This window comes from Bradyrhizobium sp. LB14.3, assembly GCF_040547985.1.
Classification (GTDB): Bacteria; Pseudomonadota; Alphaproteobacteria; order Rhizobiales; family Xanthobacteraceae; genus Bradyrhizobium.
Genome location: NZ_JBEPQT010000014.1, coordinates 142,824 through 163,083 on the forward strand (window position 1 = coordinate 142,824; position 20,260 = coordinate 163,083).

General features: G+C 63.9%; 21 protein-coding genes. 12 read left to right on the top strand and 9 right to left on the bottom strand.

From position 1 onward, the window contains the following. Positions 1 to 21: 21 nt before the first annotated feature. Positions 22 to 672 carry a CoA transferase subunit B gene (locus tag ABIB00_RS24200; protein ID WP_247343187.1) on the bottom strand — a complete coding sequence of 217 codons (651 nt, stop codon included), beginning with the start codon at positions 670 to 672 and terminating at the stop codon, positions 22 to 24. A gap of 18 nt (positions 673 to 690) precedes the next feature. Then, the gene (locus ABIB00_RS24205) at positions 691 to 1,398 is read right to left on the bottom strand and encodes a CoA transferase subunit A (RefSeq protein WP_247343184.1); all 708 of its coding nucleotides are present in this window, start codon (positions 1,396 to 1,398) and stop codon (positions 691 to 693) included. 272 nt (positions 1,399 to 1,670) lie between these two features. Between ABIB00_RS24205 and ABIB00_RS24210 the strand changes: the two genes are divergently transcribed. The 4 genes from ABIB00_RS24210 (at position 1,671) to ABIB00_RS24225 (ending at position 7,008) form a co-directional block, all read left to right on the top strand. Continuing rightward, positions 1,671 to 3,599: an AsmA family protein gene (locus ABIB00_RS24210; RefSeq protein WP_354106099.1), complete on the top strand. Its 1,929-nt coding sequence runs from the start codon at positions 1,671 to 1,673 to the stop codon at positions 3,597 to 3,599. 207 nt (positions 3,600 to 3,806) lie between these two features. After that, positions 3,807 to 5,192, top strand: coding sequence for an ABC transporter substrate-binding protein (locus tag ABIB00_RS24215; RefSeq protein WP_247447518.1), 1,386 nt, complete (start codon positions 3,807 to 3,809; stop codon positions 5,190 to 5,192). Positions 5,193 to 5,287: 95 nt separating this feature from the next. Beyond that, positions 5,288 to 6,160, top strand: coding sequence for a carbohydrate ABC transporter permease (locus ABIB00_RS24220; protein WP_247343177.1), 873 nt, complete (start codon positions 5,288 to 5,290; stop codon positions 6,158 to 6,160). Next, complete coding sequence (locus tag ABIB00_RS24225) at positions 6,157 to 7,008, top strand: carbohydrate ABC transporter permease (RefSeq protein WP_247343175.1); 852 nt, start codon at positions 6,157 to 6,159, stop codon at positions 7,006 to 7,008. The genes ABIB00_RS24220 and ABIB00_RS24225 overlap by 4 nt, the downstream gene beginning before the upstream one ends. Before the next feature lie 303 nt (positions 7,009 to 7,311). On the opposite strand, the gene ABIB00_RS24230 is transcribed toward ABIB00_RS24225, so the two are convergent. The 3 genes from ABIB00_RS24230 to ABIB00_RS24240 are packed head-to-tail and all read right to left on the bottom strand — an operon-like array spanning position 7,312 to position 10,212. Then, entirely contained in the window at positions 7,312 to 8,124 is an 813-nt protein-coding gene (locus ABIB00_RS24230) for an ABC transporter permease (protein WP_354106128.1), read from the bottom strand. A gap of 4 nt (positions 8,125 to 8,128) precedes the next feature. Continuing rightward, on the bottom strand, positions 8,129 to 9,043 hold the full coding sequence (locus ABIB00_RS24235; RefSeq protein ID WP_354106100.1) for an ABC transporter permease: 915 nt from the start codon (positions 9,041 to 9,043) through the stop codon (positions 8,129 to 8,131). After that, a complete protein-coding gene (locus tag ABIB00_RS24240) occupies positions 9,040 to 10,212 on the bottom strand; it encodes an ABC transporter ATP-binding protein (protein WP_354106101.1) in 1,173 nt (390 codons plus the stop codon). The genes ABIB00_RS24235 and ABIB00_RS24240 overlap by 4 nt, the downstream gene beginning before the upstream one ends. A 123-nt stretch (positions 10,213 to 10,335) precedes the next feature. Here ABIB00_RS24240 and ABIB00_RS24245 point away from each other — a divergent pair, with 123 nt between their 5' ends. Continuing rightward, complete coding sequence (locus ABIB00_RS24245) at positions 10,336 to 10,566, top strand: hypothetical protein (RefSeq protein ID WP_247343162.1); 231 nt, start codon at positions 10,336 to 10,338, stop codon at positions 10,564 to 10,566. Then, entirely contained in the window at positions 10,563 to 10,865 is a 303-nt protein-coding gene (locus ABIB00_RS24250) for a type II toxin-antitoxin system RelE/ParE family toxin (protein ID WP_354106102.1), read from the top strand. Before ABIB00_RS24245 ends, ABIB00_RS24250 begins: the two co-directional genes overlap by 4 nt. Here the strand turns inward: ABIB00_RS24250 and ABIB00_RS24255 are convergent. After that, complete coding sequence (locus ABIB00_RS24255) at positions 10,862 to 12,322, bottom strand: glycerol-3-phosphate dehydrogenase (RefSeq protein ID WP_354106129.1); 1,461 nt, start codon at positions 12,320 to 12,322, stop codon at positions 10,862 to 10,864. The genes ABIB00_RS24250 and ABIB00_RS24255 overlap by 4 nt on opposite strands. Before the next feature lie 35 nt (positions 12,323 to 12,357). Beyond that, positions 12,358 to 15,045 (bottom strand): sensor domain-containing protein, encoded by a 2,688-nt coding sequence (locus tag ABIB00_RS24260; protein WP_354106103.1) that lies wholly within the window; start codon positions 15,043 to 15,045, stop codon positions 12,358 to 12,360. Positions 15,046 to 15,247: 202 nt separating this feature from the next. Between ABIB00_RS24260 and ABIB00_RS24265 the strand changes: the two genes are divergently transcribed. Beyond that, positions 15,248 to 16,363, top strand: a complete 1,116-nt coding sequence (locus tag ABIB00_RS24265) for an NAD(P)/FAD-dependent oxidoreductase (protein WP_247343154.1) — start codon at positions 15,248 to 15,250, stop codon at positions 16,361 to 16,363. 92 nt (positions 16,364 to 16,455) lie between these two features. Here the strand turns inward: ABIB00_RS24265 and ABIB00_RS24270 are convergent, their stop codons facing one another. Beyond that, positions 16,456 to 16,635, bottom strand: coding sequence for a YdcH family protein (locus ABIB00_RS24270; RefSeq protein ID WP_247343151.1), 180 nt, complete (start codon positions 16,633 to 16,635; stop codon positions 16,456 to 16,458). Positions 16,636 to 16,969: 334 nt separating this feature from the next. Between ABIB00_RS24270 and ABIB00_RS24275 the strand changes: the two genes are divergently transcribed. The 3 genes from ABIB00_RS24275 (at position 16,970) to ABIB00_RS24285 (ending at position 17,786) form a co-directional block, all read left to right on the top strand. Further along, a complete protein-coding gene (locus tag ABIB00_RS24275; RefSeq protein WP_247343148.1) occupies positions 16,970 to 17,176 on the top strand; it encodes a YdcH family protein in 207 nt (68 codons plus the stop codon). Positions 17,177 to 17,292: 116 nt separating this feature from the next. Next, positions 17,293 to 17,511 carry a hypothetical protein gene (locus ABIB00_RS24280; protein WP_247343144.1) on the top strand — a complete coding sequence of 73 codons (219 nt, stop codon included), beginning with the start codon at positions 17,293 to 17,295 and terminating at the stop codon, positions 17,509 to 17,511. Between the two features lie 23 nt (positions 17,512 to 17,534). Then, positions 17,535 to 17,786: a hypothetical protein gene (locus ABIB00_RS24285; RefSeq protein ID WP_247343141.1), complete on the top strand. Its 252-nt coding sequence runs from the start codon at positions 17,535 to 17,537 to the stop codon at positions 17,784 to 17,786. 2 nt (positions 17,787 to 17,788) lie between these two features. Here the strand turns inward: ABIB00_RS24285 and ABIB00_RS24290 are convergent, their stop codons facing one another. Further along, positions 17,789 to 18,526, bottom strand: coding sequence for a GGDEF domain-containing protein (locus ABIB00_RS24290; RefSeq protein WP_247447511.1), 738 nt, complete (start codon positions 18,524 to 18,526; stop codon positions 17,789 to 17,791). 141 nt (positions 18,527 to 18,667) lie between these two features. Here ABIB00_RS24290 and purE point away from each other — a divergent pair, with 141 nt between their 5' ends. Together purE and ABIB00_RS24300 are read left to right on the top strand one after the other, a co-directional pair. After that, positions 18,668 to 19,156, top strand: coding sequence for a 5-(carboxyamino)imidazole ribonucleotide mutase (purE, locus tag ABIB00_RS24295; protein ID WP_247343133.1), 489 nt, complete (start codon positions 18,668 to 18,670; stop codon positions 19,154 to 19,156). Continuing rightward, positions 19,153 to 20,259 carry a 5-(carboxyamino)imidazole ribonucleotide synthase gene (locus ABIB00_RS24300; protein WP_354106104.1) on the top strand — a complete coding sequence of 369 codons (1,107 nt, stop codon included), beginning with the start codon at positions 19,153 to 19,155 and terminating at the stop codon, positions 20,257 to 20,259. The genes purE and ABIB00_RS24300 overlap by 4 nt, the downstream gene beginning before the upstream one ends. Position 20,260: the final 1 nt, after the last annotated feature.

Sequence of the window (20,260 nt, forward strand, 5' to 3'; positions counted from 1 at the left end):
GCGCCCCCTTTTGCCAAGATCTTACGTGTTCTTCAGCGCGACGCGGAATTCGGCTTCGGTCTTGGCCTTGACCTCGTCGAGCGAGACGCCGTCGGCGAGCTCGATCAACGCCATGCCGCCGTTGCCATGCTTGTCGATGGTGAAGACGGCCAGGTCAGTCACCACCATGTCGACCACGCGCTCGCCGGTCAGCGGCAGATTGCACTGCTTCAGAAGCTTCGAGCCGTCCTTGGCCGAATGCTCCATCACCACGACGACGCGCTTGACGCCGGCGACGAGATCCATCGCGCCGCCCATGCCCTTGACCATCTTGCCGGGGATCATCCAGTTGGCGAGATCGCCGTTCTGGGCCACCTGCATTGCGCCGAGGATCGACAGGTCCATGTGGCCGCCGCGGATCATGCCGAAAGAGTCAGCGCTCGAGAAATACGAGGTCGAGGGCAGCTCGCTCACGGTCTGCTTGCCGGCGTTGATGAGATCGGCGTCCTCTTCGCCCTCGTACGGGAACGGTCCCATGCCGAGCATGCCGTTCTCGCTCTGCAGGCTGACATCGACGCCATCAGGGATGTAGTTCGAGACCAGCGTCGGGATGCCGATGCCGAGATTGACGTAATAGCCGTCACGCAATTCCTTCGCGGCGCGCGCAGCCATCTGTTCACGGGTCCAGGCCATGTGTATCTCCTGATACGCTTAAGCGGCGGTGCGCGGGCGGGTGTTGCGGAATTCGATGCGCTTCTTGGCCGTTCCGACCTCGACGATGCGCTTTACGAAAAGACCGGGCGTGTGGATGTGGTCGGGATTGAGTTCGCCGGCCGGAACCAGATGCTCGACCTCGGCCACCGTGACTTTGGCGGCGGTTGCCATCATCGGGTTAAAGTTGCGCGCGGTTTTGCGGTAGATGAGGTTGCCGGCGGTGTCGCCCTTCCAGGCGTGGACGATGGCGAGGTCGGCGAACAAGCCGCGCTCCATCAGGTATTTCTGTCCGTCGAATTCCTTCACTTCCTTGCCTTCGGCGATCAGCGTGCCGACGCCGGTCTTGGTGTAGAAGGCCGGAATGCCGGCGCCGCCCGCGCGGATGCGCTCGGCCAGCGTGCCCTGCGGGTTGAATTCGAGTTCCAGCTCACCGGCGAGGAATTGCTGGGCGAACAGCTTGTTCTCGCCGACATAGGACGAGATCATCTTCTTGATCTGCCGGGTTTCGAGCAGGCGGCTAAGCCCGATGCCATCGACGCCGGCATTGTTGGAGACGACCGTCAGGTCCTTGACGCCGGACTCGCGGATCGCGTCCGACAGCGTCTCGGCAATGCCGCAGAGGCCGAAGCCGCCCGACATGATCATCATGCCGTCTTTCAGAACGCCCTCAAGAGCCGACCTGGCGTCGGGATAGACCTTGTTCATGCAAATAACCTTCGAGTGAACCTTCGGCTTGCAGGCGTCGCGCCTTATTGGCGGCGATTATTAGGCGAAATCGTCCGAAGCCGTCAATGATACGGGGTTCTCCGCCCGGTAGCCTGGTGGTAGAAGCTGCCCACGCCGTGGGCAGAACCGTCCGCGGCCTTGAAAGCGACAAGAAAACCCATCAAGTTGCGGGGGTTGGGTGTGGGCACGCAGGTTTACCGGCCCGCCCTTCTGGCTCCAACGACCAACCCGATCAGGACATGCCATTGACCATGGCCCAAGGAATAAAGCGCCTCGGGACGCCGATCGCGGCGCTGCTCGGCGGCGCGCTGATCGCCCTGATCGCGACTTCCTGGCTCATCAACCGCGACGCGCTGCGCAAGGCAGTGGAAGCGCAGATCCGCGTTGTCACCGGGCTCGAGCTCAGCGTCAACGGCGCAATCGACATTTCGGTGCTGCCGGCGAGCTACATCTCCTTCCATGACGTCGGCCTGAAGGGCGGCGGCACCAGCGATCCCGCGCTCCATGTCGACGTGCTCACCGCGAACCTGCGGCTGCTGCCGCTGCTGCTGCAACGGTTCGAGATCGCCGACCTGACGCTGCTGCGGCCGCGCATCCATGTCAGCCTGAAGCCGGACGGCGAAAGCAACTGGACGCCCTTCATCCAGACCATCGCGCGCACCATGAAGCCCGGCGCCGAGAATCAGGTGTCGTTCTCCGAAATCCGGATCCAGGACGGCGTGCTCAATTACGAGAACGCTGCCACGCACGGCACCGAGAAGTTCGAGGACATCGACCTGTCGCTGGCGTGGCCCTCGATCTCGCGCTCCTTCGCCGCGACCGGACAATTCGACTGGCGCGGCGAGCGCGTCGACGGCTCGATCAGCTTCGCCGATTTCGTCGCCGCCCTTTCCGGCGACCGTTCGGGGTTGAAGGCGCGGATCGCGAGCGCCCCGCTCAAGCTCGCGTTCGACGGCAGCGTCGCCAACCGCACCAGCCCGATGATGGAGGGCACGCTCACCATCGACAGCCCGTCCTTGCGCAACGCGCTGCGCTGGACCGGCCAGCCGCAGCCTGCCAGCGGCGGCTTCGGCCGCTTCGCGCTGAAGGCGCGCGCCAATGTCGTCGGCGCCTCGATCGCGCTCACCAACGTCAATATCGAGCTCGACGGCAACAGCGCCGAGGGCGTAATGACCTACGCCAATAACGGCCGGCAGACGCTGCAGGCGACGCTCGCCGCCGACGCGCTCGACTTCACACCTTATATCTCGACCTTCCGCCTGCTCGCGAGCGGCGCGCGCGACTGGAACAGGCAGCTGTTCGATCTCAACGCCCTATCGACCACCGACCTCGACATGCGCCTGTCGGCAGCCAAGCTGACGGTCGGCGCGTCGAAACTCGGCCGCACCGCGATCGGCGCGAATCTGCGCAATGGCACGCTGGCGCTCTCGGTCGGCGAGGCCCAGGTCTATGGCGGTATCGCCAAGGGCTCGTTCGGCATCGCGCGCTCCGACACCGTCGCCGACATCAAGGCGCAATTCCAGTTCACCGACGTCGACCTCCAGGCCTGCGCCTCCGAGCTGTTCGGCATCACCAAGCTGTCCGGCCGCGGCAACATCAACGTCTCGCTCCTCGCTTCCGGCTCGAGCCCGTTCGGCCTCGTGCAGTCGCTCGACGGCAGCGCCACCGTGACCGGACATGACGGCGCGATCTCGGGCTTCAATGCCGAGCAGCTCCTGAAGCGGCTGGAGCGCCGGCCGCTGTCCGGCGGCGGCAATTTCCGCAACGGCACCACCCCTTACGACAATCTCACCATCGCGGTGAAGTTCTCCGACGGCGTCGCCACCGCCGAGGACATCCGCGTCGAAGGACCTGCGGCGAAGATCACGATGACCGGCACCGCCTCGGTGCCGACGCGTGAATATGACATGAAGGGCGTGGCCAGCCTCAATAGCGCGTCGGGCTTCGAATTGCCCTTCGTGGTGCAGGGCCCGTGGGACGATCCCCTGGTCTTCCCCGATCCGGAAAGCCTGATCCGTCGCTCGCCGGCTTCAGCGCCGCTGCTCGACTTGCTCAAGGACCGCAAGCCGGGCGACGCGGTGCGCTCCGCGATCGAGCGCATCACCGGCAGCGGAAAACGTTCCGCACCGGCCGAATCGCCGACGGCGGAGAATGCCAAGCAAGGCGCGAAGTCCAACTAGGAACAGCGATCAAGCGACACCAGCCGATCGGCGCGAATTGATCAGGGCGAATTGATGCGGCGATTGGATTGATGCGCACATTAAGCATCTTCTCTCGCCCGACACCCACGACCTATGTCTGACAAGATGCCGCTAGATCGGCTGACGGCCATGGGCTAGTGTTTTATACGACCGGTTAAAAACACCGGCCGTTTGAGGGAGATAAACGTGAAATCCAAGGTTATTGGCGCAGTATCATTGGCGGTCGCTGCGGCCGGGCTGCTTGCAGCCGCTGCACCCGCATTTGCGCAGCAGAAGACGATTACGGTCTGGTGGGGCAAGGGCTTCTACCGTTCCGAAGACGACGCGCTGCTCGAAACGATCAAGAAGTTCGAAGCCAAGACCGGCATCAAGGTCGAATTGTCGCAGTACGCGATCCAGGACATGATTCCGAAGACGGTCGCCGCGCTCGATGCCGGTACCGTGCCCGATGTCGCCTATTCCGATTCCTATGACGTGCAGGCGCAGGGCAAGTGGGCCTATGAGGGCAAGCTCGAGGACCTCACGGACGTGATGGAGCCGATCAAGGGCCGGTTCGTGCAGAACACGCTGGATGCGTCGATCCTCTATAACGACGTCACCAAGAAGAAAGCCTATTACGGCTTCCCACTGAAGCAGCAGAGCATGCATGTCGAGATCTGGAACGACATGCTGGAGAAGGCCGGCTTCAAGCTCGCCGACATCCCGACCGACTGGGCAGGTTACTGGACGTTCTGGTGCGACAAGGTGCAACCGGGGATCCGTAAAGCCACCGGCCAGCGCATCTATGGCGTCGGCCAGCCGATGGGCGTGGAATCCACCGACGCCTTTCAGTCGTTCTACACCTTCATGGACGCCTACCACGTCAAGCTGGTCGACGACGACGGCAAGCTCACGGTCGACGATCCCAAGGTTCGCGAGAACCTGATCAAGGCGCTGAAGGACTACACCGACACCTACATCAAAGGTTGCACGCCGCCGTCCTCCACGACCTGGAAGGATCCGGACAACAACGTCGCCTTCCACAACAAGACCATCGTGATGACCCACAACTTCACGATCTCGATCGCGGCGAAATGGTACGAAGATTCCCAGAACCAGGCTCTCACGCAGGACCAGCGCGACGCCGGCAAGAAGGCTTACGAGCAGGACATCGTGACGGCGTCCTTCCCCAAGGCACCGGATGGTTCAACCATTCGCTACCGCTCCGACGTCAAGACCGGGCTGGTCTTCACCGCGGCCAAGAACAAGGCCGAGGCCAAGCAGTTCATCAGCTTCCTGCTCCAGGAAGAGAACGTTCGCCCCTATATCGAGGGCGCGCTCGGCCGCTGGTTCCCGGTGACGAAGGAAAGCCAGGCCAGCCCGTTCTGGCAGGCCGACAAGCACCGCAGGGCGGTCTATGCCCAGTTCACGGGCGGCACCGCGCCGTTCGACTTCACCAAGAACTGGAAGTTCACGATTCTGAACAACGAGAACGTCTGGGCCAAGGCTATGAACCGGGTGGTCAGCGAGAAGGTGCCGGTCGACAAGGCCGTCGACGAGCTGATCGTCCGCATCAAGCAGGTCGCGGGTTAATTCATCCCACCCCTCTCCCCGCTCTGCGTGGGAAGGTATAAGAACAACACCGGCCGCGTTTCGCGGCCGGCAACTCTTTGAAGAGTCCGAAAAGAATGGCGATTACGCTCTCTGGCGATCAGTCGATCCCCGCACCGCCCTTGTCGTCGCGGCTGACCCCGCCGCAAATCTGGGGCATCGTGCTGCTCGCACCCTATTTGCTCGTTTTCCTCGCCTTCGTCGTCTACCCCGTCGGTTACGGGCTATGGCTGGCGCGGGCCCCGTCCAATTATGTCGCGCTCTACAACGACCCGATCTTCGCGCGCGCAGCCGTCAACACGCTGATCTTCCTGCTCATCGGCATCAACATCAAGATGCTGATCGCGCTGTTCCTGTCCGGCTTCTTCGCCCAGCAGCGCACCTGGATCAAATGGCTCTCGGTGATCTTCATCCTGCCCTGGGCAGTGCCGTCGATCCCGACCATTCTGTCGGTGCGCTTCATGTTCAACCCCGAATGGGGCATGGTCAACCACTTCATCTTCTCCTTGACCGGCGATGACGGCCCGAATTGGCTGAACGACCCGACCGTGGCGCTGACCATGGCGATCGGCGTCCACATCTGGAAGTCGCTGCCGTTCTGGACGCTGATTCTGATGACCGGACGCCTTGCGATCGCGCAAGATCTGTTCGAGGCCGCAGAGGTCGACGGCGCGAGCTGGTGGCAGAAATTCCGTTACATTACCTGGCCGTCGCTGCAGACGCTCTACATCACCTGCACACTGCTCTCGATGATCTGGACGCTCGGCGACTTCAACAGCGTCTATCTGCTCACCGGCGGCGGCCCGGCCGACCTCACGCACGTGTTGTCGACGCTCGGCATCCGCTATCTCCGGCTCGACCAGCTCTCGCTCGCGATGGCCTCAATCGTCTGCGCGGTACCGTTCGTCCTCCCGCTGATGTATTTCATGATGAAACGGTTGTCGCGATGAAGCTTCCCTCTCTACGCGATGTCGCGACCGAATCGCGGCTGCTCCTGATCGGCATTCCCGTCTTCCTGTGGACGATGATACCGATCTATCACATGTTCCTGTTCGCGATCTCGCCGAAGGAGGACGCGTTCTCGGGCAAACTGTGGCCGGATCATCCGACGCTGCACAACTTCGAAATCGTGTTCAAGCAGCAGCATTATTTCCTGCGCGACTTCTACGTGCAGTTCTGGAATTCGCTGGTGATCGCGGCGGCCGTCGGCGTGCTGACACTGGTCATCGCGACCGCGGCAGCGTTCTCGATCTCGCGCCTGCGCGTGCCCGGCGGACGCATCGTGATGAACCTCGCGCTGTTCACCTACTTCATCCCGGCGGCCTTCCTCGCCGTGCCGATGTACCGCACCATGGGCAATTACGGCCTGCTCAACAATCATTGGTCGCTGATCCTGGCCATGGTGACGATCGCCAGCCCCTACGCAATTTGGGTGCTCAAGCAGGCCTCCGACAAGCTGCCGGTCGAGTTGGACGAGGCCGCCGTGATGGACGGCGCGACCACCCTCCAGATCTTCCGCCTGGTCTATTTGCCGTTGATGATGCCCTCGCTGGTCGCGATCGGCACCTATGCGGTGCTGCTCGCCTGGAACGAATACCTCTACGCGTTCCTGCTGCTCTCGAACGACCGCGAGATCACCCTCCCCGTCGCGCTCGGCAACTTCCTCGCTGCCGACGACTCGCCGTGGGAGCTGTTGATGACGACCGGCTTCATCTACGCGCTGCCACCGGCCGCGATCTACTACGCCTTCCGCCGCTACATGGTGGGCGGGCTCACGGCGGGCGCGGTGAAGTCGTAATCTCGATCTCGCGCGATCATCGACCCGAATACCTGTCGTGGGCAGCGGCTACGACAGGTCGATATTCATCGCTGCCGTCAATCGTTGAATTTCAAGTTGCTGGCCCGAAGAGGGCCGAAGATCATTTCCTATGATTGACGAGTGCAGCCATTCCAGCGCGACGCCAAATTCTCGATTCTCGATAAACTCAGTCAGTAGCTCACGGTCTCTGCGAGAGAGTTGAGATGATATCGACCCAACCAGATTTGTGAGAGCCTCCTCAAGTTGACGCCATTCTTCCGCGCGATTCATCGTCCTATGAGACTACAATGGCGCCGCGCTCTCGCCCTGCGAGCTCGACAGTTTCGAGGCGAGCGAGGCGATGACGATGACCACCGCGATCAGGCCTATCACCAGCGTGCAGATGGCATTGATCTCGGGCTTCACGCCAAGCCGCACCTCGGAATAGATCCGGATCGGCAGGGTCGCCGAACCGGGCCCTGTGGTGAAGCTCGCGATCACGAGATCGTCCAGCGATAGCGTAAAGGCCAGCATCCAGCCGGCGACGATCGCGGGGGCGATCAGCGGCAACGTCACCGCCAGAAAAGCGCGGACGGGATCGCAGCCGAGATCCATGGCGGCCTCTTCCAGCGAGCGATCAAGTGAGCCGAGGCGGGACTGCACGACGACGGCAACGAAGCACATCGTCAGCGTGGTGTGCGCGATCGTCACGGTCCAGAAGCCACGCTCGGCGTTCAGCGCCACGAACAGCAGCAGCAGCGACAACCCGGCGATCACCTCCGGCATCACCAGCGGCGCATAGAGCATGCCGGAAAACAGCGTGCGGCCGCGAAAACGCTCGCCGCGTGACAGCGCCACAGCCGCGAGCGTGCCGAGCAGGGTCGCAATGGTCGCCGAGGAGACCGCGACCCGCAGGCTCATCCAGGCCGCCTCGATCATGGCGCGGTCGTTGAAGAGTTCCTGATACCAACGCAGCGACCAGCCGCCCCACACCGTCACCAGCCGCGAGGCGTTGAAGGAATAGATGACGAGGATGAGAATCGGCAGATAGAGGAACCCCAGACCCAGTGCGAGCGAGGCGATGTTGAAACGGGACAGGCGGGAGATCTTGCGCATCATCTCACCGCGCCTGTTCCAGCTGCCGCTTCTGGAGCCGTTCGTACAGCAGCAGCGGCGCCAGCAGCACCACCAGCAGCACGATGGCTGCGGCGGAGGCGACCGGCCAGTCCTTGTTGGTAAAGAATTCGAGCCACAACGTCTGGCCGATCATCAGCGAATTGGAGCCGGCCAAGAGATCAGGGATGACGAACTCGCCGACGATGGGGATGAAGCACAGCAGCACGCCGGCACCGATGCCAGGGAGCGACAGTGGGAAGGTGACGAGCCAGAACACCTGCCAGGGCGGCGCGCCGAGATCGGAGGCGGCCTCCTCCAGCACCGGCTCCATCTTGGCGAGCGTGGCGTAGAGCGGCAGGATCATGAAGGGCAAGTAGGAATAGACGATGCCGATATACATCGCGCTGTCGGTGGAGAGCCATACCACCGGCTGGCTGACCAGATGCAGCGCCAGCAGAATCTGGTTGAGCAGGCCGTCATGCTGGAGGATGTTGATCCAGGCATAGATCCGGATCAGGAACGAGGTCCAGAACGGCACGATCACCAGCACCATTGCCACCGCCTGCCAGCGCGTCGGCAACCGCGCCATGCCGTAGGCGATGGGATAGCCGATCAGGAGCAACAGCGCGGTCGCGGTGACGGCGACGGTGAGGCTACGCACATAGGCGAACATGTAGATGTCGTCGGAGGCGAGCAGCCTGAAATTGTCGACAGACAGCGCGGCAAAGGCAGCCTTCAGCGCCTCCCATCCTTGCGTCAGGTCGAACACCGGCTCGTAAGGCGGCTGCGCGATCGCCGTCTGCGACAGGCTGATCTTCAGCACGAAGCCGAACGGCACCAGGAAGAACAGCACCATCCAGACATAGGGCATGATGGCGGCAAGGCGAGCCGGTCGCGCAAAAATGCGGCGCGCGCTCATGACGGCAGCACCACACAGTCGTCGGGCGTGAACCAGGCGACGACATGCTGGTTCAGGCTGTAGGCATCGATGTCCAGGCGCGCGCTGTTGGCGACTGCAGCCTGCATCATCCCACCGGCGTCGAGCTTCACCTTGTAAGTGGTGGTGCCGCCGAGATAGCAGATGTCGGCGATCACGCCGTCCAGACTGTTGATCGCCACCGCATGGCCGATCTCGCCCACCGGGCCGCGGCGGGACAGCTTCACCTTCTCGGGGCGAATGGCCACCGACAAATGGCTCTCGCCCACCCGTTCCCGCGGCTCGGCGACCACCAGCGTGCCCGCACCTTGCGTGGCGATCACCAGTCGATGACCGTCGCGCAGCTTGAACTCACCGTCGAACAGATTGACGTCGCCGACGAACTCCGCGATCCAGCGCGAGTGCGGAGCCTCGTAGAGCTCGCGGGGACTCGCGACCTGCGCGAGCTTGCCGTCCCTCATCACGCCGATCCGGCTCGCCATCGTCATCGCCTCCTCCTGATCGTGGGTGACGATGATGAAGGTCATGCCGAGCCGACGCTGAAGCTCCATCAGCTCGCCTTGCGTGTTTTCGCGCAGCTTCTTGTCGAGCGCCGCGAGCGGCTCGTCGAGCAGGAGGAGCTGCGGGCGTCGCGCCAGTGCACGCGCCAACGCCACGCGCTGGCGCTGGCCGCCCGAGAGCTGATCGGGCTTGCGCTTCTCCAGCCCTTCGAGCTTCACCAGCGCGACCATCTCCGCCACACGCGTGGCGATCTCGGCGCGCGCCATGCCGGCGCGCTTCAGGCCGAAGGCGATGTTGTCGCGCACCGTGAGATGCGGAAACAGCGCGTAGTTCTGGAACATCATGTTGATCGGCCGCTCATGCGGCAGCGCCTGTGCGATGTCCTTGCCGCCGAGCAGGATGCGCCCTTCGTCCGGGGCCTCGAAGCCGGCGAGCATGCGCAGCAGCGTGGTCTTGCCGCAGCCGCTGGGCCCGAGCAGCGCGAAAAACTCGCCGGCCTTGATGTCGAGCGACACGCCGTCCACGGCGCGGAACGTCCCGAATGTCTTGGCAACGCCCTCGATGCGCAGCAGCGGCTCGCCGGCCGCCGGGTGCGCGTCCCCGCGGGCCGCCTTGGCCGTGGCATTCGTTCTGGGCAACTTGTCAGTCATGGTCCCCGCCAACCCCGATTCCGCCGCACGCTAGCGGCCGATCACCCCTACCTCAACCGGGTCGGGGCGGATCGGCCCGAATTGGTCTTCATGCTAGCCCCCAAATGGCGTAAGGTTACAGAGATGACAAAGCTGCTGGATCAAGCCCTGAAAATCGCGCGCAGTCTGCCGGCGGACGCGCAGGATAACATCGCCCGAATTGTGATGCAGCTCGCCGGCGCGGAAGGGGCCGCCCCCGTCATCCTCTCGGATGACGAGCGGTCGGCGATTGCCGCGTCCAAGGAGGCTGCAAAGCGAGGCGAATTCGCAACCGAGGCTCAAGTCCGCGCGACCTGGGCCAAACACGGCCTGTGAAGATCCGCTATACGCTTCCGGCGCTGGCCGATCTCGATTCGATTCTAACCTACATCTCAGCGACGTCACCGCGGGGAGCAGCACGTGTCCAAAAGCGCGTTCAGGACGTGGTCGGCCTGCTGCTGGCGCATCCTGAGATCGGCCTGCGAACTGACGATCCGGATATCCGGAGGCTAACCACAACGCCCTACCCGTTTCTCGTTTTCTACGAGATTCGGAGCCAGGAGATCATCATCCACGCCATCCGCCATGGTGCTCGCGATCCCGGCAGGATGCCCGGCACGCGCGGCTCTGATTAGTTCAGGTTCGCCATGAACGCCGCCAGCGCATCGCGGTCCGCCACGGGCATCGTCAGGCCGAGCTTGGAGCGGCGCCACAGGATGTCCTCGGGAAAGCGCGCCCATTCGTGGGTCATGAGATAGCGCACCTCGGCCCCGGTCAGCTCAGGGCCGAAAGCCGGGCCGAGATCGTCACGGCTTTTCGCTCCGCCGAGCACCGCTGATAGGCGCGAACCATAAGCCGCCACCAGGCGCTGGGTCTGCGGCTCCGAGAGAAAACGCCAGCGGTCACGCGCGAGATCGACCTCGGTATCGAAACGATCCCAGGCGAAATCTCCGCCCGGCAGCGCCTCGCCTGCGGTCCAGGGCGGCGACATCGGATAGAACGGCGTCAGCTTCGTCACTGCCCGCTCCGCGCGCAGGCGCGAGGTGGTGACGTCGCCGCCGAACATCGTGATCAGCGGCGCCTTGCGCCGCCGCGCGTGGAACAGCGTCGTGCCGTCACGCCGGCGCGCGGACGCCAGCGTCAGGTTGACGCCGGAGACCACGCGCACCACGTCGGTCGGGGCGACCTGCTCGCGGAAATAGCGACTGGCCGCTTCGCAGAGATAGCCGACGTCGGCCCACGGCATCGCGACGATCGCGGGATCGCCGGTGAAATCGTGCGTGATCGTGCCAATCAGCGTGAAGTCGCGCTCGAAGGGGCTCGCGAAGATCAGCCGGCCATCGCTGTTCTGGAAAACGTAGACTTTATCGGAATCAAACAGCCGTGGGACGACGATCTGGCTCATCTGCATCGCCGCCATGGCGGGTTGCGGCTGCCGCAGCACGGTCTCCGCGACAATCGAGGTCCAGCCGCCGGTGGCGTTGGCCAGCGCCCGGGCCGTGATCGTGCGGCGATGGCCGCGATCGACCACCGCGAGCCGCCATGTGTCGGTTCGATCGGCGCGCACGCAGCGTGCCCCGGTCCGGATCGCAGCGCCACGCTCGGCCGCATCCAGGGCCGTGAGCACCACCAGGCGGGAATCGTCGACGACGCAGTCCGAATATTCGAAGGCCGTGCCGAACGGTCGTTTCAGCGCGTTGCCGACCGGATGATGCGTGATGTCGAGCGTGGTCGCCGCCGGCAGGCCGCTCCGGCTCGTGAGGCTGTCGTAGAGGAACAGGCCGGCGCGCAGCAGCCATGGTGGACGCTCATCGGAATGCGCCGGGATTACGAAGCGCATCGGCCGGACCAGATGCGGCGCGATCCGGAGCCAGGTCCGGCGCTCGGCGAGCGCCCGGCGCACCCGCCGGAAGCCGCGCCGTTCCAGGACCGACAGATCGCCCTGGATCAGCCGCGGCGTTGCCGACGATGCCGCGCGGCCCAGATCGCCCTGCTCCAACAGGATGACCTGCAGGCCGCGGCCGGCGGCATCGCGCGCGAGGCTGACACCGTTCAGCCCGCCACCGATGATCGCAAGGTCGTAATCCGCCATGAAGCCGTCGAGAAGGAGCGAAACGCTCGCCATCTCTAGCCGGTCTTGAGCGCAAGCTCCATGACTTCAGCGCGGCCGACGAGGCCGGCATATTTCCCGATCGGCAGGGGTTTGCCGAGCAGATAGCCCTGCACGCCGTCACATCCTTCCTCGGCGAGAAAGGCGAGCTGTTCGAGCGTCTCGACGCCCTCGGCGACGATCGACATTTCCAGGCCATGGCCGAGATCGATCACCGCGCGCACGATCGCCGCCGATTGCGGGTTGCGGCCGAGATTGATGATGAAGGCGCGATCGATCTTGATCTTGTCGAACGGGAACGCCTGGAGATAGCTCAGCGAGGAATAACCGCTGCCGAAATCGTCCATCGAAATGCGTACGCCAAGCGCTTTGAGCCGCCGCAGCAGCGCAAGTCCGCGATCAAAGTCCTCGATCAGCACGCCCTCGGTGATCTCGAGCTCGAGCCGGCCGGGTGCGAGACCCGTCTCGATCAGGATCGAATGGACCAGCCCGACCACGTCGCCGTGCATGAACTGCGCCGGAGACAGATTGACCGCGACCTGGAGCGGCTTCGGCCAGGACGCTGCCTCGCGGCAGGCCTCGCGCAGGATCCACTCGCCCATCTCGACGATGAGGCCGCTTTCCTCCGCGATCGGGATGAATTCGGCCGGGGAGACCTGGCCGCGCACCGGATGCTGCCAGCGCGCCAGTGCCTCGAAGCCGATGATCTCGCTCTCGGCGACGCTGTGGCCCGTGGCGCCCTGCGGCTGGAACGCCAGCGAAAGCTCGCCGTTCTTGATCGCCATCGAGAGGTCCTGATGCAGCACGCGGCGATCGCGGATCTGCTGGTCCATCTCCGGCTGGAAGAGGCTGATCGTGCCGCGCGACTTCTGCTTGGCGCGGAACAGCGCCGCGCCGGCATTGGCGAGCAGCGAGGCGCCGTCGGCGCCGTTGTGCGGGAAGATCGACATGCCCGTGGTGACACCGGCGCGGACCGGGCGGCCGTCGATCTGGAATTCCTTGGCGACGGCATCACCGATCTGCTGCGCCAGCGCGAGACCTGCCTCAGGTTGTTTGCCATCGATGATCAGGCCGAACTCGTCGCCGGACAGACGTGCCACCACGCCGCCGCGCGCGGAGTCCTGGAGCCGCTGGGCCACCTCGACCAGAAGCTTGTCGCCGTGCGCATGACCGAAGACGTCGTTGACCTCCTTGAGACCGTCGAGGTCGACGCACAGAACGGCAAACTCCTCGCCGGTGCCTTCGCAGGCCTCGATCATCTGGGTCAGCGCCTGCAAGAAAGCGGCACGGTTCGGCAAATCGGTGAGGCCGTCATGATAGGCCATGTGCGCCATGCGCGACTCGGTCTGCCGGCGATCGGTGACGTCCTCGTGGGTCTTGATCAGATATTGCGGCTCGCCGGCGTCGCTCAGCACGGTGGCGCGACGGGTGAGGAACAGTCGCAGGCCGTCCTTGGTCGAGATCGGATGCTCTTCGGTGATCATCCCGCGCTTCTTGATCGCGGCTTCGTCGCGCGCGATGATCAGCTTGGCTTCCTTGGGATTGAAGATGTCGGACGCGGTCAGGCCCGTGGCGTCCTCGCGTCTGCGGTTCAGTATCGTCTCCGCGCTGCGGTTGGCGAGCAGATAGCGGCCGTCCTTGACCTGCTCGACGATCAGCGCCACCGGGATGTTGTCGACCACGAGCTCCAAGAACTTCTTCGTGCTCTCCAGCTCCTGCGACAGCGAGCGGCGGTCGGTGATGTCCTCGAACACCACCAGCAGGAATTCAGGCTTGTTGCTCTCGTTGCGGACCACGATCCGGATCGAGGCCACCATGCGCTGGGTCGCGCCGCGCTCGACCTCGAATTCGTTGCGGTACTGGCCGGCGGGCGCGATGAGCGCCGCCCGATCGGTCGCCTCGATGCTGGCCGCCGAATTCGGCCCGAACAGCTCGCGCGCGCTCTTGCCGACAACCTGGTCCCGCGAAAATCCCCAGAAGCGCTCATAGGCGCTGTTGGCGAAGATGTAGCGGCCATCCTCGATGCTCTTCGCGGCCACGCAGGCCGGCACGTTGTCCAGCACCGTTTCCAGGAACTGCTTGGTGGAGGCGAGCTGCCGCGACAGCCTGCGCTGCTCGCTAACGTCCAGATGCGTCGCCACCGAGCCGCCGTTGGGCAGCACGAAATATTTTACCAGGATGGCCCGCCCGTCCGGCAGTTCGGTGATCAAGCCGTTGGTGCTTGCCGCCTTTTCGTAGAACTCGTCGTCGGAGGCGACGCCGAGGACGCCACGCTTGCGCCGCAACGCGAGGATGTCGGGTCCCGTCATGCCCGACCAGAGCTCTGAACGGCCGAGGCCGTAAATCTCGAGATAGCGATCGTTGCAGAAGATGACGCGCCGCTGCGCATCCGTCATCACCACGCCCTGGTTGAGATTGTTCATGGCGGAGGAGATGAAGGCATTGCGCCGCAGCTGCAGACGCCTGGTCCGGCGCAGCGAGGAATGGATCCACAGCGCGATCGCGGCGAGGAACGAGCAGATGACGACACCCGCGATCAAGGCTTCCCAGATCACGTTGGGATTGAGCTCGCCGAGATAGCTCGGCGGGGCGAAGCTGTCGGAGAGGGCAAAGGCGCGCGCAGGCGCGACCGCTGCGGCCAGGCACACGACGGCCTGCACCGCAATCGGAAGCGTGCTGCCCACGTGCCAGTTCTTCTCAGCCATCAGCCACCCGCGATTTCAACGTCGGATTGTCTGGTCTCGCCGGTTTGGATCGGGTAAACGCCTGTACGTGCAACGGAAAAATGTGACGCCAAATACGGCAATTGCCCTGACATGATAAATGCCTCCTTAACGGAAAACGCCCCCGCGCCGTCCTCCCCAGGCCTGAGGCCTCCTTCGCTTCGAGCGGACGTCCTGCACAGCCATGGATAGGGTCGACTGCGTCGTCATCGGAGCCGGCGTGGTCGGGCTCGCGGTGGCTCGAAAGCTGGCGCAAGCCGGGCGCGAGGTGATCGTGCTCGAGGAAGCCGAGGCCATCGGCACCATCACCTCCTCGCGCAACAGCGAGGTGATCCATGCCGGCATCTACTACCGCGCCGGGAGCTGGATGGCGCGCATGTGCGTCGACGGCAAGCACGCGCTCTACCGCTACTGCTCCGAGCGCGGCATCCCGCACAGAAATTGCGGCAAGCTGATCGTCGCGACCAATCCGAAAGAGACCGAGAAGCTGCAATCGATCAAGGCGCATGCCGAAGCCAATGGCGTGCTCGACATGCAGCTGCTCACGGGCGAGGCGGCATGCGCGCTGGAGCCGGCGCTTGCCTGCGATGCCGCGCTGCTGTCCCCGTCGACCGGCATCATCGACAGCCACGCCTACATGCTCTCGCTACGCGGTGAAGCCGAGGACGCGGGTGCGGCCTTCGCGTTTCACACCCCGCTGATCCGCGCCAAGGCGACCGCCGGCGTCATCGAGATCGAAGCGGGCGGCGAAGCGCCGATGACGCTGCAATGCAGCCTCCTCGTCAACGCCGCGGGGCTCTCGGCGACCACGGTAGCGCGCAACATCGACGGCATGCCGCTGGACCGGATTCCGCGGGCCTATCTCGCCAAGGGAAACTACTTCAGCTGCAATGCGATGGCGCCGTTCTCGCGCCTGATCTATCCGGTGCCCGAGCCCGGCGGGCTAGGGGTGCACCTGACGCTGGACATGGCAGGGCAGGCACGCTTCGGCCCTGACGTCGAATGGATCGAGACGATCGACTACGAGGTCGACCCGTCACGCGCCGAGCGCTTCTACCCGGCGATCCGCAAATACTGGCCGACGCTGCCTGACGACGCGCTCATGCCGAGCTATTCGGGCATCCGCCCGAAGATCGTGCCGCCGGCGGTGGCCACGCAGGATTTCTTGATGCAGGGCCCGCGCGATCACGGCGTCGAAGGCCTGGTCAATCTGTTCGGCATCGAGTCGCCCGGATTGACGTCATCGCTCGCGATCGCGGATCACGTCGCCGAACTCGCAGGGCTCGGTCTCGCGCAATGATTGCGCGGCGCGCACCTTGCCGCAAGGATGAGCGCACAGGCTCTCACCCCTGCGTGAAAGGGTACGATCAATTTTACGCTATTACGGGGTTACTAGTGGAGCGTGTCGCCGTGCCTGAGACGCTCGATCTGGTCCTTGACCATCAACTTCCGGCGCTTCAACTCAACAATTTGCAGGTCGTCTGTTGAAAGGTGCACGAGAGCTTCGTGCAGTTCGTTTTCGAGAACTTTGTGCTTCCGCTCCAATTCAACGAGATGTGCCTGAATTGTCATTCGAAACCTCCTCGGTAGTTTGAACCTTTAGGATTCGATCCGGACAAGGAAGTCTACATCACCGATTCGTTCTGTCGATGGGTATCCGTCGTCGCACCGTCATTTTTGAAAATTCATATGTAACGAAGCGTGAGCAAGGGAACCACGCGGGAAAAATCCATGATATCAACGTGCTTGCGCAGCGCCGTCGCAAGCCGCAGAAATATGTCGCGGGAGATCGGCGAGCGACGGTCGCAGATCGCTTGCGATCACGCCGCGCAAGGACGATAATTTCCACAGGGCATCCACAGCCTTAATCTCTCTCACGCCTATCGGTTTTTCGGCCACCGCAAACATGACCAATGAAGACGAGCGCGAACTCGAATCCGAGCTCGCCCGGTTGCACCAGGAACACCGAGATCTCGATGCGGCGATCGATGCACTGCATCAATCGCCCGCCCCCGACCTGTTGCGGTTACAGCGGCTGAAGAAACGCAAGCTGTTGTTGCGCGACCGTATCGCGTTCATCGAAGATCAGATCACGCCGGATATCATCGCCTGATCCACAGGGAATGGCTTTGCGGCGGCCCGCCGCACGTGAATCCGCTTGACTCCAAAGGAACAAAATAAGAACATTTTGGCACCGAGCGCCCCAGGAAAATGCCAAGGAAAACGCAGATGACGGCAACCGCCCTTCTCGACAACAGCCATTATGAACAAGCCTGCGATCAGGCGATCGCCATGTGCGACGGCAATCTGCGCAGCACCATCAAGGCGCTGATCATGGCCAATGAATATCTGGAGGCCGAGCTCGAAGAATTGCGGGCGGCGATTTCCGCCGGCTGCATTCCGGAGTCCTCACGCAGCACGATGCGGAGCAAGAGCAGCGCCGCCTGAGCTGTCAGCTATCGGAGCCGACCATGTCCGATGTCACCTATTACGTAGCATTACCCTTCCTGACCGACGACGACGGATCGCCGGTCGCAGGTGCGGCCGAAGAATGCCAGACCTCGGCGGCCGCGTTACGGCGCGCCGAAATTATGTCGCACAGCGCCGGCCACATCGGCGCGGTCGCGTTCAGCCGCAGCGGCAATCCCATGACCGGCGAATTCGGTGACGCCAAACTGCTCCGCCGCTTCGGCAATGTACCGGAAGACCTCGGCACGCTCTGAAATCAGCTGCTGACGAGCCTGATGCCCGGTTCATGCCGCCGGTGCGCCTTGCGCACATACATGGCGGCATCGGCCTCCTCCAGCGCGCGCGCGGCGTCGGACTGCATGCCAAGCAGGGCGACGCCGGCAGAGGCGCCCGCGCTCACGTGCTGACCGTGGAACACAAAGGACAATTCGTCGATGGCCTCCTCGAAGGCCGCGGCCTTCGCCTTGGCGTCGGTCTCGCTGAGATTCCAGAGCAGCAGCGCGAACTCGTCGCCGCCGAGCCGGCCGACCACGTCCGAGGCGCGGATCTGCCGCGCCAGCGTTGTGGCAATCGCCTTCAGCACCTCGTCGCCGGCGGCATGGCCGAAGGAATCGTTGATCGGCTTCAACCGATCGACGTCGAGCACGATCAGCGCGCCGCTGGCGCGGTAACGCTTCATGTAGGCGACGGCGCGCGCGAGCTCGCGCTCGAAGCCGCGCCGGTTCGGAATCTCGAGCAGGAAGTCGGTGTCGGCGGCGGCTTCGAGTTCCGCGACCCGCCGCAGCGCCCCCTTGAGCTTGCTCCGGAGGTTGCGGATGGCCGTCTTGATGGCCGTCTTAGCTCCGTCATCGGCCGACGCTTCGCGCCCCGACGGTTTGATCGAACGCCTGGCCGGGCGCTTGGCCGGGCTTTTGGGGGCAGCTTTGGCGCGGCTGGCGCTGGTCTTCAGGCCCTTTTTAGCCTTCGCAGCGCTCGCCGTTTTTGGTTTCTTCATGGGCATCCTGCTCAATGAAGGCTTGCGGGGATTCACCAAGACAGGATAGTGCATTCGCTTCTCCTTGCCACCGCCTTGCGAGCCGCCGGCCGGAACCGTTAATCTGGCCTATCTTTCTGTTTTTCGAGCACAATTGACGTCATGACCGCGCCGATCGCCGTTATCATGGGAAGCCAGTCGGACTGGGACACGATGCGGCATGCCGCCGACACGCTTGCAGCGCTCGGCGTTGCCGCCGATACCCGCATCGTTTCGGCCCACCGCACCCCCGACCGGCTGTTTGCGTTCGCCAAGGGCGCCAAGGTGGCCGGTTACAAGGTCATCATCGCCGGCGCGGGTGGCGCTGCGCACCTGCCCGGCATGGCGGCGGCGCTGACGGAACTGCCCGTGTTCGGCGTTCCCGTCGAATCCAGGACGCTCAGGGGCATTGATTCGCTCTATTCGATCGTCCAGATGCCTGCGGGCATCCCGGTCGGGACCCTCGCCATCGGCAAGGCCGGCGCCATCAATGCGGCGCTGCTGGCGGCTGCCGTGCTGGCCTTGTCCGACCCGGCCTTGGCCGATCGCTTGGCCGCCTGGCGCAAGGCGCAGACCGAGGCGGTTGCCGAGCGTCCGGAGGACAAGGCGTGACTGACGCAAAGCAGGTGAAGCTGAAGCCCGGCGACACCATCGGCATCCTCGGCGGCGGACAATTGGGGCGGATGCTGGCCATGGCGGCGGCCCGGCTCGGCCTGCGCTGCCAGGTGTTCTCGCCCGATCCGGACTCGCCGGCCTTCGACGTCGTCCTGAACGCGACCTGCGCCGAATATGCCGACGTCGAAGCGCTCGAGCTGTTCGCCAACGACGTCGATGTCATCACCTATGAATTCGAGAACGTGCCGTCCGCGGCCGCGATGGTGCTGGATGCGCGGCGCCCCGTGCTGCCCAACCGCAAGATCCTCGAGACCACCCAGGACCGGCTCGCCGAGAAGGATTTCGTGACGCGGCTCGGCATCGGCACCGCAGCCTATGCCGACGTCACCTCGGTCTCGTCGTTGCGCGAGGCGATCGTCAGGATCGGCCTTCCGGCGGTGCTGAAGACCCGCCGCTTCGGCTATGACGGCAAGGGCCAAGCCATCATCCGCGAGGGCGACGACATCGCGAAAGTGTGGACCAGTCTCGCCACCAAATCAGCGATCCTGGAAGCCTTCGTGCCGTACGAGCGCGAGATTTCCGTGATCACCGCCCGTTCGGCCACAGGTCAGGTCGAGTGTTTTGACGTCACTGAAAACGAGCACCGCGATCACATCCTGAAGATTTCCCGTGCGCCCGCCCGGATCCCGGACGTGCTCGCCGAGGAAGCGCGCAGCATCGCCGGCAAGATCGCGAGCGCGCTCGATTATGTCGGCGTGCTCGCCGTCGAGATGTTCGTGCTCGCCAACGGCACCGGAACAAAGGTGCTGGTCAACGAGATCGCTCCGCGCGTGCACAATTCCGGACACTGGACGCTCGACGGTGCGTCAATTTCGCAGTTCGAGCAGCATATCCGCGCCATTGCCGGCTGGCCCCTCGGCAAGCCCGTGCGCCACGGCGAGGTCGTCACCATGACCAATCTGATCGGCGACGAGATCAAAGACTACGACAAGTGGCTGAGCGTGCCAGGCGCGACCGTGCACATCTACGGCAAGGGCGCGCCGCGCGCCGGCCGCAAGATGGGCCACGTCACCGAAGTGCGACCCACGACCGGCAAGTAAC